Genomic DNA, 14,648 nt, shown 5'->3' with positions numbered 1-14,648 from the left:
AGGTCATAGACTGGAATTAACTTCCATTACATGACCTTTTGCTGTCTTTATAGGTATATAATGAAATTTTCAACAAGATCTATAAAAAAACAAACGATTCTTTCAACAAGCTGTCGAGGAAGAATCGTTTGTTTTTTTATAGTGAGTATCTACATTCCTACACAATTTTTGTAGGTTTAATTAGGTTCAATGCCAAATATAATTAATGTTTAATTTTCTAGATATCTGTATAGCGTGGATTTGCTAATTCCTGTTTCATCTTTTATTTGAGCAAGACTATAATCTCCACTTTGATACATAACAATCGCACGTTTTACATTTTCATCAGGTTTTCTTGGGCGTCCTGGAGTGATTCCTTTCTGTTTTGCTTCGTATAAGCCTTTTTTTGTTTTTTCACTTATCACGTCACTTTGAAAATTAACAAGATGATTTAAAATCAAGCTGAATTGATATCCAGCTTGATTGCTTGTGTCGATTCCCTCAGTAAGAGATTGAAAGTAAGCGCCTTTCATATCAATTTTTTCTATTAACTCCACCAGATGGCGTGTTGAATCAGCCAATGTAAAAAGTTTTGTAACGACTATTTTATCACCTGGGTTCAGGTTACTTATCATACTTTTAAGATGTGTTCTTTTTTTTGCTGATGAATGTTCCTCTGAAATGATTTTTGTGCACTTTACTTTTTCTAAGTTTTTTAGTTGTCCCTCGCATTTCAGATCATCTTGATATGGTCTCATATATCCGATTAACATACATGCTCTCCTAACAGTTAAGATGTTTCTTTTATCATACCATAACTTGGCGTCGAAAAATCAGTATCAAAAAGGTTCCTTTTTGGGACGATAAGTGTTAGACTGTTTTTATTAAATCGTGAACGCGGCTTTTATGAGACTTAAAAGCCACAAAATAAATGATATGAGGTGTATAAAACAGTGGTAGAAAAATTAAAAACAGAATGGTTTTCTAATGTTAGAGCAGATATCCTCGCGGGGATTGTAGTTGCACTAGCATTAATTCCAGAGGCAATTGCATTTTCCATTATTGCGGGTGTAGATCCAATGGTAGGATTATATGCATCTTTTTGTATTGCAGTTATTATTGCCTTTATAGGTGGTCGTCCTGGAATGATTTCAGCGGCAACAGGTGCGATGGCATTGCTTATGGTTCCTTTAGTTAAAGAACATGGGCTGAATTATTTATTAGCAGCCACAATTTTGACTGGTGTTATACAAATTATTTTTGGGGTATGTAAAGTAGCAAGATTAATGAAATTTATTCCACGTGCTGTCATGATTGGTTTTGTTAATGCGTTAGCAATTTTAATTTTTATGGCTCAAGTACCACATTTTATTGGTATTTCCAATCTGACATATGTATTTGTTGCGATTACATTAGCTATTGTCTATATTGTACCGCGATTTATCAAATCCATTCCAGCTCCGTTAATAGCGATTGTATTATTAACAGCTGTTACAATTTTTATGCACCTAGACTTACGAACAGTCGGTGACTTAGGAGCGATTACAAGAACATTACCATCGTTCTTTATTCCAGATGTACCATTTACGTTTGAGACGCTGCAAATTATTTTCCCATATTCAATCGCTTTAGCAATTGTAGGGTTATTAGAGTCTTTACTAACAGCATCTATCGTAGATGATATGACAGGAACCGATAGCAATAAGAACCAAGAATCAAGAGGACAAGGAATCGCCAATATTATCAATGGTTTCTTTGGTGGTATGGCAGGTTGTGCAATGATTGGGCAATCTGTAATCAATGTAAAATCAGGCGGACGTGGTAGACTGTCTACGCTGATCGCAGGACTATTTTTAATGTTTCTCATCATTGTATTAGGAGATTTAGTTGTACAAATTCCAATGCCTGTTCTAGTAGGAATTATGATTATGGTATCAATTGGTACATTTGATTGGTCTTCATTTTCTTATTTAGTAAAAGCACCAAAAAGCGATGCAGTAGTTATGTTAGTGACCGTTATTATCGTAGTTGCAACGCACGACTTATCTAAAGGTGTAATTGCTGGTGTTTTATTAAGTGCAATATTCTTTGTTGCTAAAATTTCAAAGATACAAGTAGTGAAACGACAAATTGACTCCTATATAACATTTGATGTAGAAGGTCAATTATTCTTTGCATCAGTAGAAAGTTTTGTAGATGCATTTGATTTCAATGTTAAAAACAGAAGTATTATTATTGACTTCTCAAATACCCATGTTTGGGATGATTCAGCAGTCGGGGCTATTGATAAGGTAGTTATTAAATATCGTGAAAACAGTAACATCGTTACTATACAGAATTTAAATTCTTCTAGTAAAAAACTCGTAGAAAAATTAGCTGTATATAATAATACGAATAGAAAAGTTTCATCTCATTAATCCAGTATTAGGAGTGGAAACCATGTATAAAAAAATATTATTAGCTGTCGATGGCTCTGAGCATTCCTTACGTGCAACACAAGAAGCGGTCAAAATTGCTTCTTTAATAAAGGATTGTAAAGTTGAAATTGTATTTGTGGTTGATTTTTCAAAAGCAAAGAACGAAGTTCTTCATGCACAAGGAAAAGAAGAATTAGAGTTGTCACGCCGTAAGAGACTCTTGCCCATTGAAGAAAAGTTGTTATCGAAAGGTGTGTCTTACGAAATTAAAATCTTACACGGAGAACCCGGACCAACAATTGTAGATTATGCGAATAAAGGGAATTTTGATTTAGTCGTGTTAGGGAGTCGCGGACTTAATGCTTTACAAGAGATGGTATTAGGGAGTGTAAGCCACAAAGTAGCAAAAAGGGTAAAATATCCTGTGTTGATTGTGAAATAACATATAACGTTCATACTGTTCCTGATTTTGAAGACTGTTCTTTCAAAATCAGGAATTTTTATAATTAGATATAAAGGAGTTGGAACATGGAGAAATTACAAGTTGGGAAAACAAAGATTTTTGCTTTAGGTGGACTTGGAGAAATCGGAAAAAATATGTATGTTGTTGAATACAAAGATGAGATTCTTATTATTGATTCTGGGTTTAAATTTCCTGAAACAGAATTATTAGGAATTGACTACGTTATACCAGATTACACGTATTTAGAAAGAAATAAAGATAAAATAAAAGGTCTGTTCATTACACATGGACATGAAGATCATATTGGTGGAATCCCTTTTTTATTTAAGCGCATACAAGTACCAATATATGCTGGGAAATTAGCCGCAGCACTCATTAAAAGCAAATTAGAGGAACATAGTATCCGTCATGTTGAAATAAAAAATATTCTAGATGAAATAGAGGTTGAATTTCAAAACATGAAAGTCCGGTTCTACAGAACTACACATAGTATTCCTGACGCGTTTGGCATAGTAGTAACGACTCCAAATGGAAATATTGTACATACTGGTGATTTTAAATTTGATTTTACACCTGTTGGTACAGAAGCAAACCTACACAAGATTGCTGAATTTGGGAAGGAAGGTGTATTGTGTTTACTGTCTGACAGTACAAATAGTGAGGTTCCTGGTTATTCAATGTCAGAAAAAAAGGTTGGACAATCCATAAAAGAAATTTTTTCAGAAGCACAAGGACGTATCTTATTTGCGACTTTTGCATCTAATGTTCATAGATTACAACAAGTTGTAAAAGCTTCTATTTTGTATAATCGTAAAATTGTAGTTGTAGGAAAAAGTATGGAAAAAACAATTCAAATAGGAAAAGATTTAGGGTATATCCAAGCTCCAGACGACATATTCGTTGGAATACATGAAATAAAACATATTGCAAGTCATCAAATAACCATTATATGTACAGGAAGTCAAGGGGAGCCAATGGCAGCTTTATCTCGAATTGGAAATGGAAACCATCGCTACATTCAAATTATCCCTGGAGATACTGTTGTGCTCTCTTCCTCTCCGATTCCTGGAAATGTATTAAGCATTAACAGGATTGTTAATCAGTTATACCGAGTAGGTGCAAATGTAATTCATCACAAAACAAGTGATATTCATACATCTGGTCATGGTGCACAGGAAGAACAAAAATTAATGCTCTCGCTTTTAAAGCCGAAATACTTTATGCCTATTCACGGAGAATATCGTATGTTAAAAAAGCATGTGGAATTAGCTATGGAGTGTGGTCTTCCTTTAGAAAATTGTTTTGTTATGGATAACGGGGAAGTATTAGAAATTTCGAAAAGAGAAGCAAGAATCAGTAGTAGAACTATTCCTTCTCAACCTGTGTATGTTGATGGAAGCGGTATAGGTGATATTGGAAATATTGTATTACGTGATCGTAGGATTCTATCTGAAGAAGGAATTATCATTATAAGTTTGAATTTAGATAGTAAACAAAAGCAATTAGTCTCATCTCCCGCAATTGTTACAAGAGGGTTTGTATATATGCGAGGTTCCGAAGAACTGATGAAAAAAATAGAGAATATTGTATATGAATGTATATCTACTTTACTAAATGAGGGAATGATAAATTGGGCACAAATCAAACAAAAACTTGTAGAAGTGTTAAGCCCATTCTTATATACTGAAACGGGACGTCGTCCAATGCTTCTTCCAATCATTATGGAAGTGTAAAAAATAATAGATTTAGCTAATGTATTGAATACTAATATAAACTCATATTTTAAAACGACAGCATATATATTACACCTATCTAATATACATGCTGTCGTTTTTTCTAATCCTCTTACGTAACAAAAATAAACATTTTTGCTACAAAAAAATGCAAACTTTTTATCTTTTTTATAACTTAGAAAAACCTTAGCTTACGAAAATCAAGAATTTAACTTCCCAAAATGTCTTAGCATGGTTTTTATGTCATTGGATTGGCGAGACTCCTAAATGAAAATATATAATATTTTGAATTATTTTTTTATAATTGGCTCTCAAAAGAAGGAATCGCTACCGTGCTCCTAATAAAAAATGAATTGTTTTATCCTATCTCAAAAATACTTATACTAGCAGACACTGCGGTTAAAGCTCCTCCTCCATTATTTAAAAGGGTTACAGTTCCTGTTGTAGAGGTATTGTTAACCAAAGTTAGTGTAGATGGGACAGTTGTAACTGTGAAAGCAACATTACCTGTGGTTTGGATACGGTTTATAGATGTACCATATCGTCCCCCTGGAATTGGTGTACCATTTAGTGCAAAAGAAAATTGATTTGCCTGTACCGCTGTTAAATTAAATTCAGCTACATATGTTCCGGCCATATTAATTACAATATTGTCAGTACCTGCTACATGTGTCAATGCTGATCCAGTTTTAGGTCCTGTTGTATTGAAGATAACGGCACTTCCTACTGAAATTAATTGATTAGTTGTATCATAAACATATAAATAGTTTGCTGTCCTTGAACTAGTGTCTCCCGTTGGACCAGTAGCTCCTGTTAGTCCCGTTGGTCCCGTTACTCCGGTTAGTCCCGTTACTCCTGTTGGTCCCGTATCTCCGATTGGTCCGGTATCTCCGGTTGGTCCTGTTACTCCGGTTGGTCCCGTTATTCCTGTTGGTCCTGTTAGTCCGGTTGGTCCGGTTGGTCCTGTTGCTCCTGTTATTCCCGTTACTCCGATCGGTAGAGCTGTGACGTACTGTAAAGCTACATCGTCTATAAGTACTCTGGAACTCCCGGCTTGTCCTTCTTTATAAATAAGTAAAATAGCTTTATTTGCTAAAGGTGGAGACTGAGAAGTAATTAGATATATCTCTAACCAATTACTTTGATTGCCATTCGGGGGATGATTTAATGGAATACTTATAATTAAGCCTTGTTCCAAAAAAATAGAATTATAATAATAAGCAAGCTTAATAGAAAGCGGAGGACTTGGAGCACCCCCAATTTTAGCAAGTGAAATAAGAAATTCAAAACTTTCATTTGGAGGTATAGGGATTGCTTGTATGAGCTGAGCATTAGCTTCTCCCCCAATTAAGCTTGCACTATAGATGCCCGAATGACTATTTGTATTAACAACTTGCACGTTTGTTGTAATGAATGGGGCAAGAGTGCCACTTTCAAAGCCTCCATTCATTATCAAGTTAGTAATCAAAAAATCACCTCTTTAAAAAAATAATTTACAAATAAAATCAACTTCTTTATGAATTTATATATAAATTAAAACTTTTATAACTAAAAATACATCATTCTTAAATTTTCCTAACAAACTATTTTGTAGTTTTTATACAATCAATCACCTCATTTCCCTGATGTATTAAGAGACAATATTAAGGAATAATACATCTGTATTTATTGTAATATTATCTTCTATGGTTCAATAAGTAAGAGTGACAAAAAGAAGAAGCTAAGAAATATTTCTTAACCTCTTCTTTTTGTAGATTACTTTGGTTTATAGTCTGCTTTAAAAATTACCTAAAGTAATCTCATATCAAAATGTTTTGAATGTATACTTACATTTCCGATTTTAAGGATGTTAGGAGAATTGGAATGGAGTTACTATTTTCGTTATTGTGAAAGTAAACTAATATTTTTAAATTTACATTAGTGAACAAAAAAGTACGAAGTCAACTAAAAGACTTCGTACCAACAACAGACTAAAGTACAGTTCATAGGAAACTGAAAGGGTATTTCATCTATTTATTATAACTCGCCCATTCATATTTCTAGGAATTAATTATTAAATATGCATAGTTCCATATTTAATTGTCTTTATAAGTAAAAAACCAATTCTTCTGTAATAGGATTGGTTTTTTTGTATGTAATTTAGTTATTACAGCAACCGGAACTCGTATTTTTAAATGTAGTCTTATCAATCTTATTATAAAATAATAAGTAAACATAAAAAGACTCCTTATATATAAGGAGTCTTTTAAAAGGATACAATCCCTTTAGGTAGATAGTGATGGGTATCTATTATAACATATTTTTTTATAAAAGATGAGTAATACAAAATTGTAATTAAAATTAGTTGGTTATGGTACAGCAGTTATATTAGCATGTATCATTGTTCTTTACATATTAATATGTAAGTTAAATTAATAAATTATATAAATTATATAATTTATTAATTTTCATCATTGATGGAAATAATAAACCTAGTTCATTGAAAAACAACAATATTACTTTTATACCTAAATAAATAACGCTAGCATATTATAATCCATTTTCTCTAATTCATTTGGTATATATTACAAATTAAAGTGCAGCCTAAAAAATAAAAATGTAGCATATAGAAGGGTGATCGTGTGAATTTTATTTGGCAATCTTTAATTTTAATTCTTGCTGGAATTCTTTTATTAAGAATTGCTGGAAGAAAATCTATATCTCAAATGACTTTAGCACAAACTGTTGTCATGATTTCCATTGGTACGATTATTGTGCAACCCATCGTAGAAAAAAGTACTATAAAGGCTGTTACTAGTGCTTTTATATTTGTAGTTACAGTTATACTTTTAGAGTATTTTCAATTAAAGTCTAATACCTTCGAAAAATTTATTACTGGTAAATCTAAAGTGGTCATTGAAGATGGTAGACTTAATATTGAAAATTTAACTAAATTACGTTTGACAGTTGATCAGTTAGAAATGCGTTTACGTAATCAAGGGATTTCTAAAATTGCAGATGTAAAAACAGCGACACTTGAGCCTAATGGTCAATTAGGTTATGAATTAAAGGATGAGGCAAAACCTTTAACGGTAAGAGATTTTCACAAAATAATGCAATCATATAATCAGTCTCTAGACGATGTACATAATGAACAGAGAGAAAGTAATAATATATTTCAAGAAGTAAAAAACACAAGCAAAAATAAAAATAACCATAGTCATAAAGAACTTAAATAAAAATGGTTCTAACATACCTTACTTAAAGGATGAAAAATACAATCTTAATGGGGTATTCCTAGCTTGATGGTGATGGGGTAGCGTCAGGAAAATGCGGATTTACAATGTTAAGGAAATTCCCATATTAAAAAGCCAAATTTCTCAATATTTATATTGAAAAATTTGGCTTTTTTCATTACTTTGTAAAAGCTCCCTTTAATTGAATAACTAAACAAATTTAAACGCACCTATTTGTATAAGTAAAATTATTCGCAAACTCTTCGTTGTTTTTTGGTTCGCTATTTATCTATAACAATCGATAATTTATAGTTTGCATATTCGTTTAATTCTTTCAGAAATTGATTCATTAATTCTATGGATGGAAATTTACATTCGAGAAGGTAACAACCATCTCCACTGATTTTATAATTATTTATTAAATATTTGTCTTGCGTTTTTATGAATGACAAATAAGGTTGATGAAAAATGCTTTCTGTAATGATTGTAATAAAAGCATGTATATAACAGCCTAATTTGACTCGATTAACTTTAATTGTATAACCCTCAATAACTCCTTGATCTTCTAATTTCGCCACTCTAGCTGAAACAGCTGGTCCAGTCAAATGGACTTTCTCACCTAATTCTTTCATCGTGAACCGACTGTTCTTGGATAGTTCATCTAAGATACGTTTGTCCGTATTATCTAACATTTATATAACTCCTTTCATTAATAAAGTAAAACGACCAAAAGACTTTATTTAATCTGTGTATCCATTATTGGGAATAATATAAACTATACATTGTTCAAAGAAAATCTCAAAAAAAAGGAGTTAATAAATATGAATATACATCAAATTCGTAATGCAACAATCGTTGTAGAATATGCAGGGAAAAGGTTTTTAATAGATCCAATGTTAGCAGAGAAAGGAACTTACCCACCTTTCCCAAATTCACCAAGACAAGATCAAAATAATCCTTTAGTTAGCTTACCAGTACCCGTTGAAAATATTATTAATAATATAGATGCAGTCATCGTAACTCACTTACATTTAGACCACTTTGACGAGGCGGCTCAAAGAATATTGCCAAAAGACATTAAACTATTTGTCCAAAATGAAGAAGATGCGACAGAAGTAAGAAACGCCGGTTTCAAAAATGTAGAGGTTTTACAGGAAGATACAGTCTTTGAAGGGATCCAACTACTTAAGACAAAAGGCGAACACGGTAGAGGTGAAATACTAAAACTTGCTGGTTTAGTATGCGGTATAGTCTTCAAACATCAAAGCGAAAAAATGTTATATGTAGCCGGAGATACGGTATGGTATGACGAGGTTCAAAAAATTCTCGATACACATAAACCAGAAATCATTGTCGTAAATGGTGGAGATAATCAATTCTTTGAAGGCGGTTCTCTTATCATGGATAAAGAAGATATCTACGAGGTGTACAAAGCTGCACCTAATTCCCAAATCATTGTAGTCCATATGGAAGCAGTGAACCATTGGAACTTATCAAGAGAAGAATTAAAAAGCTTTATTAGCGAAAAAGGAATCACTTCGACCGTTTCAGTACCAGATGATGGCCAATCATACACGTTTTAAATCCAATTTTCGTTTTGAGGAACAGCCAATTTCTTAAGTTGATGGGCATGGGGTATCGCCAATCGAATAACATAAAACCTAAGCTAAATAAAAAACAATTTCCTAGTAACAGGAAATTGTTTTTTATTTAGCTTTTAAATCGTAGTTGGTAATATTTTATTATATAATTAGTAAAAAATAAGATGAAATAGCTAAAATAACTGCAATAACTAAGAGTGATAACCATACAATTAATGTGGTATGTGCTCGGAATGTTTTGACGTTTAATTAGATATTGTAAGGTTGCAATAATAATACTTATTCCAGCAATAACGGATCCAATTCCTATTCCAATAGCAATCTTATTATTTAATGAGGAAAGCTCTTTTCGAACAGCTAAATGAAAATTAGCTACAAGAAATCCCAAACCAGCAATAGCAATTGCAGTACGTAACCAAGCTAGATAGGTTCTTTCATTAGCTAAATGCTGCTGAATATATTTTGAATCTACTGTTTCAAGGGCTTTTGACTTCACTTTGTGTTGCTCCATTACATCGACTCACTCCATTAATCAGCAGTATAGTGTAGATGTGCATATCCTTTTTTACGTCTATACCACACAATAAGAATACTACAAAGTACGCACCCAATTGAGACTAATTGAGCTATTCTTATATGGGATGTTAACATGAGACTATCCGTACGTAAGCTTTCTACAAAAAATCTTCCTACAGAATACCATAATAAATAAGTGAGGAAAATTTCTCCTCGTTTCAAATCAACTTTTCTTAATACGAGTAATACTATCACACCTGTAATATTCCAGACAGACTCGTATAAAAAAGTTGGATGATAATATGTACCATTTATATTCATTTGATTGATAATAAAATCTGGTAAATGTAACGACTCTAAAAAGCTTTTAGATACAATTCCTCCATGAGCTTCTTGATTCATAAAGTTTCCCCAACGCCCAATTGCTTGCCCAAAAAGTAAGCTTGGAGCTAAAATATCAGCGATTTTCCAAAAAGAAAGGTTTCGTTTTCTTGTAAACCATATAGTTGTTAGTACAGCTCCTATAATACCGCCATGAATTGCAATTCCACCATGCCAAATTGCAAAAATTTCAACTGGATTTTCCTTATAATAATTCCATTCAAAGATTACATAATATATTCGTGCTGAAATAATTGAGATAGGTAAAGCTAAAAAGATTAAGTCGTAAAATACATCTGAAGATATTCTGCGTTTTTTCCCTTCACGAGTAGCTAAGATAAACCCTAATATAGCTCCTATACCAATAATAACTCCATACCAATGTACAGCAATGGGCCCTAGGTGAATTGCAATAGGATCTAAGGGTTTAATTTGTTCTATCATTGAAAAATGCCCCCCTTTTATTTAAAATGTTTAACAATATATACATTTTAGATTATTTTTATTATAACATTGAACCTTATCAACATATAAACCACCTTTTCTATTATCCGTATTAAATTACAAATGATATTATGAGAGCATTAATTATCGTTACATCGTAACAAAAACGACCATTTTTGTTACGGTTATTATTAATAAACTTTTAGTCTAATGAACTTGCATACTGAGTGTAACAAAAATATGTAACAATATTATTTGTAACAATATCTCCATTTAATCGTTTTTGGTACAATAGTCGGTGAAGGGGATGATAAATATGAAGTTTGGTTATATGCGTGTTTCTACATTAGATCAAAATTTAGATCGTCAAAAGAAACAGCTTGAAGAATTTGAATGCGACCGTATTTTCTTCGAAAAAGTAACCGGTACAAAACGAAACCGGCCGGAATTAAATAGTATGCTGGAATTTCTTCGTCCAGAAGATACAGTCGTTGTAACCGATTTAACTCGATTATCACGTTCTACAAAAGATCTCATTGAAATTACGGAACGAATTTCTCAAAAAGGAGCACACTTGAAAAGTCTAAAGGAATCATGGCTCGATACAACAACAGCACATGGGAAAATGTTGTTTACTATTTTCGCTGGTATTGCTCAATTTGAACGAGATTTAACTTCTGAACGGACAAAAGAAGGGATTGAGGCTGCAAGGAAACGAGGGAAACATCCTGGAAGACCAAAAACCGATGAGGAAAAGGTAGATTACGCTTTATATCTTATTAATCAAGGTATGAGCCGTACAGATGCCGCCGAGAAAGCTGGTATCTCGAGAATGACTTTGTACCGTAAGATGCAACAGTAAAATACATATAGTTTTGATTTTAGTATAGTAGGAGGAATTACATTGACCTCAATTGAACGTACAGCCTATCCAAGGTTTAAACAAAACTTAACTCGAAAAGAGCTGAAAGAGATTTATACCGTCACATATGAGGAGAACCAATTTGCCCATATAGTAGCACGTGGAACTATTCCGGTCTTTAGCCTTTTAGTTATGCTAAAGTCTTTCCAACGACTAGGTTATTTTCCACGTCCAAAAGATATTCCATCTGTGATAATTCATCATATCCGTTCGAGTTTGCGTATATCAAATGAAACCGAACCAAACTTCCGAACAAAGTCCATATATCGACACCAGAAAGCAATTCGTGAGCATTTGCAAGTATTGCCCTTTGGGAAGGATGCTTTACATATTGCTACTAATGCCATATATAAAGCATCTCAAGTGATGGATAACCCCGCTGACCTTATTAATGTTTCTATTGAAGAATTAATTAAGGAACGTTATGAATTACCAGCATTCAGTACACTAGATCGGCTTGCACGTCGAGTGAGAACGCTGGTTAATAATCGTCTTTGTAATACAATTCTCGCCCGTTTGTCTAATATAGAAAAAGATAAACTCGATCAATTACTTCATACGTCAAAAGAAACTCAACATTCTGGTTATAATTATTTTAAAGAAGTTCCCAAAAGCCCTTCTATTACTCATATGAAAGATTTACAAAACAGACTTTCATTTATTACGTCTTTCCTTCCAAACATTCATGATTTATTAGAAGGCATTCCAATTTCTAAATTGAAGCACTTTGCTGCTGAAGCGAATCCTTTAGATGCTTCAGAAATAAAGGACTTCGCTCCTCACAAAAGATATATGCTGTTGTTATCAACTATTTATCGGTCACAAATTACAACTAGGGATAACCTTGTAGAAATGTTTCTAAAAAGGATGGGAATCATTCATAAAAAAGGAAAAGAAGAACTTGCTCTTTTGAGGGAGCAACATCGTTCCATAAGTGAAAATCTTATTTCTGTACTGAGTGAAGTTTTAGAAACAACAGCTATGCATGATGATAATACACAAATTGGCAGCAAAATTACTGAGCTATTTGAAGCTAAAGGTGGTATAGAATTTTTAAAACAGGACTGTACAGCAATATCCTCATACAACGGAAATAATTATCTACCACTTTTAGAAAAATTCTATAAGAATCATAGAAAAACATTATTTCGGCTCATCACATTATTAGAAATTGACTCAACAACTCAAGACGATTCCCTCATAAATGCCCTGGAATTTTTATTAGAGAACGAAAACCGTAAGGTTGAACATCTACCTAGTGATATTGATTTATCATTCGCCAGTGAACAGTGGAAACATACAATTCGCGTTGAAAAAAGCACAAATTTACTTTACCGTAAACGTCTTGAAATCTGTATATTTTCTTATTTAGCCTCTGAATTAAAGACGGGAGACCTTAGTGTAAAAGGTTCTGAGAAATATGCTGATTATAGACAACAATTACTTCCATGGGAAGAATGCCAACCGATGGTTGAAGATTATTGTAATGAACTAGAATTACCTTCCTCACCTACTGATTTTGTTAATCGGTTAAAAATTTGGCTAACATCCGCTGCAAAAACTGTTGACCTAAACTATCCTAATAATGGACAAGTTATCATAACTGAAGATGGAGAACCAATCCTGAAACGTTTGGTACGAAAAGAGTCTTCCAAGAGTAGTAAAATGTTAGAAAAAGAAATTATACAACGACTACCGGAACGAACGATTCTTGATATACTTTGTAACGTTGAACACTGGACTCATTGTACAAGACATTTCGGCCCATTTTCAGGATCTGAACCTAAATTAGAGCATCCAATTGAACGTTATATTATTACTTCATTTGGATATGGCTGTAATTTAGGGCCAGCCCAAACCGCTAAACATATGCGAAATATAGTAACACCTCATATGATTTCTTTTGTGAATCGTAGACATATCAGTGTCCAAAAATTAGATGCCTCAATTCAAGACATTTTAAATCAATACAACCTCTTTAGCCTTCCAAAACTATGGGGGAGTGGAAAAACAGCCGCCGCTGATGGAACAAAATACGATTTATATGAAGAAAACTTACTGTCAGAATACCACATCAGATATGGGGGCTATGGAGGAATAGCTTATCATCATGTTTCGGATAATTATATTGCTTTATTTAGCCATTTTATCCCCTGTGGGGTTTGGGAAGCTGTTTATATTATTGATGGATTGCTAAAAAATAAGTCAGATATCCAACCTGATACGATTCATGCTGATACACAAGGCCAGTCTACTCCTGTCTTTGCACTTTCTTATCTATTAGGAATCAATTTAATGCCTAGAATTAGGAATTGGAAAGACTTAAAATTCTTTAGACCAAGCAAACATATTCAATATAAACATATAGATCCTTTATTTAGTGATGTAATCGATTGGAAGTTAATTGAGACTCATTGGCAAGATTTATTTCAAGTTGTTTTGTCTATAAAAGCTGGAAAGATACTACCCTCAACACTTCTCAGAAAACTGAGAAGTGATAGTAAAAAGAATCGACTGTACCAAGCATTTCGAGAGCTAGGCAGAGTCATTCGAACGATATTTCTTCTTAAATATATCTCAGATATGAAATTGAGAGAGCAAATTACAGCTAGTACAAATAAAGTGGAAGCATATAATGGTTTTTCAAAGTGGTTATTCTTTGGTGGGGATGGGATTATTACTGAAAATGATCCAGTAGAACAAGAAAAACGTATTAAATATAATGATCTCGTTGCCAATGCAGTCATTTTTCAAAATGTCGTTGATATTACCATGATTTTATGGCAACTCAAAAGAGAAGGTTATCGATTCTCACGAGAAGATCTGGTGATGTTAAGTCCATATATGACGAAACATATAAAACGATTTGGCGATTATGTGATTGATTTACAAAACATTCCACAACCAATAGAAGAGAATATACCTGTATAAAAGATAATAGGGTCATAACATGGAAATAAAAACCAGTCTATGACCC

The 14,648-nt window shown here is 33.0% G+C and carries 12 protein-coding genes; 7 read left to right on the top strand and 5 right to left on the bottom strand.

Annotated elements, in window-relative coordinates; genetic code table 11:
• Positions 1–209: 209 nt before the first annotated feature.
• Positions 210–752 (bottom strand): recombinase family protein, encoded by a 543-nt coding sequence (locus tag ACS2CR_RS30280; RefSeq protein ID WP_016097421.1) that lies wholly within the window; start codon positions 750–752, stop codon positions 210–212.
• Positions 753–932: 180 nt separating this feature from the next.
• Between ACS2CR_RS30280 and ACS2CR_RS30275 the strand changes: the two genes are divergently transcribed.
• The 3 genes from ACS2CR_RS30275 (at position 933) to rnjA (ending at position 4,592) form a co-directional block, all read left to right on the top strand.
• Positions 933–2,396 carry a SulP family inorganic anion transporter gene (locus ACS2CR_RS30275; RefSeq protein WP_016097422.1) on the top strand — a complete coding sequence of 488 codons (1,464 nt, stop codon included), beginning with the start codon at positions 933–935 and terminating at the stop codon, positions 2,394–2,396.
• Between the two features lie 22 nt (positions 2,397–2,418).
• Positions 2,419–2,838 carry a universal stress protein gene (locus ACS2CR_RS30270; protein WP_016090463.1) on the top strand — a complete coding sequence of 140 codons (420 nt, stop codon included), beginning with the start codon at positions 2,419–2,421 and terminating at the stop codon, positions 2,836–2,838.
• Between the two features lie 86 nt (positions 2,839–2,924).
• Positions 2,925–4,592, top strand: a complete 1,668-nt coding sequence (gene rnjA, locus ACS2CR_RS30265; RefSeq protein WP_016090464.1) for a ribonuclease J1 — start codon at positions 2,925–2,927, stop codon at positions 4,590–4,592.
• A gap of 358 nt (positions 4,593–4,950) precedes the next feature.
• Here the strand turns inward: rnjA and ACS2CR_RS30260 are convergent, their stop codons facing one another.
• On the bottom strand, positions 4,951–6,060 hold the full coding sequence (locus ACS2CR_RS30260; RefSeq protein ID WP_153602908.1) for an NTTRR-F1 domain: 1,110 nt from the start codon (positions 6,058–6,060) through the stop codon (positions 4,951–4,953).
• Positions 6,061–7,213: 1,153 nt separating this feature from the next.
• Between ACS2CR_RS30260 and ACS2CR_RS30255 the strand changes: the two genes are divergently transcribed.
• The gene (locus tag ACS2CR_RS30255; RefSeq protein ID WP_016090232.1) at positions 7,214–7,810 is read left to right on the top strand and encodes a DUF421 domain-containing protein; all 597 of its coding nucleotides are present in this window, start codon (positions 7,214–7,216) and stop codon (positions 7,808–7,810) included.
• 278 nt (positions 7,811–8,088) lie between these two features.
• On the opposite strand, the gene ACS2CR_RS30250 is transcribed toward ACS2CR_RS30255, so the two are convergent.
• The gene (locus ACS2CR_RS30250) at positions 8,089–8,499 is read right to left on the bottom strand and encodes an Lrp/AsnC family transcriptional regulator (RefSeq protein WP_016090231.1); all 411 of its coding nucleotides are present in this window, start codon (positions 8,497–8,499) and stop codon (positions 8,089–8,091) included.
• Positions 8,500–8,628: 129 nt separating this feature from the next.
• On the opposite strand from ACS2CR_RS30250, the gene ACS2CR_RS30245 reads away from it, so the two are divergent.
• Positions 8,629–9,390, top strand: a complete 762-nt coding sequence (locus ACS2CR_RS30245) for an MBL fold metallo-hydrolase (protein ID WP_016090230.1) — start codon at positions 8,629–8,631, stop codon at positions 9,388–9,390.
• A 127-nt stretch (positions 9,391–9,517) separates the two neighbouring features.
• Here ACS2CR_RS30245 and ACS2CR_RS30240 read toward each other — a convergent pair whose 3' ends face one another.
• Positions 9,518–9,919, bottom strand: coding sequence for a YidH family protein (locus tag ACS2CR_RS30240; RefSeq protein ID WP_044157326.1), 402 nt, complete (start codon positions 9,917–9,919; stop codon positions 9,518–9,520).
• 17 nt (positions 9,920–9,936) lie between these two features.
• Positions 9,937–10,749 (bottom strand): prolipoprotein diacylglyceryl transferase, encoded by an 813-nt coding sequence (gene lgt, locus ACS2CR_RS30235; RefSeq protein ID WP_016090228.1) that lies wholly within the window; start codon positions 10,747–10,749, stop codon positions 9,937–9,939.
• 316 nt (positions 10,750–11,065) lie between these two features.
• Between lgt and ACS2CR_RS30230 the strand changes: the two genes are divergently transcribed.
• On the top strand, positions 11,066–11,611 hold the full coding sequence (locus ACS2CR_RS30230) for a recombinase family protein (RefSeq protein WP_016090227.1): 546 nt from the start codon (positions 11,066–11,068) through the stop codon (positions 11,609–11,611).
• 42 nt (positions 11,612–11,653) lie between these two features.
• Complete coding sequence (locus tag ACS2CR_RS30225) at positions 11,654–14,602, top strand: Tn3 family transposase (protein ID WP_060852709.1); 2,949 nt, start codon at positions 11,654–11,656, stop codon at positions 14,600–14,602.
• Positions 14,603–14,648: the final 46 nt, after the last annotated feature.

This window comes from Bacillus cereus group sp. BceL291 (assembly GCF_051776705.1).
GTDB classification, from domain to species: Bacteria; Bacillota; Bacilli; order Bacillales; family Bacillaceae_G; genus Bacillus_A; species Bacillus_A cereus.
This window is presented reverse-complemented; position numbering and strand designations above follow the sequence as displayed.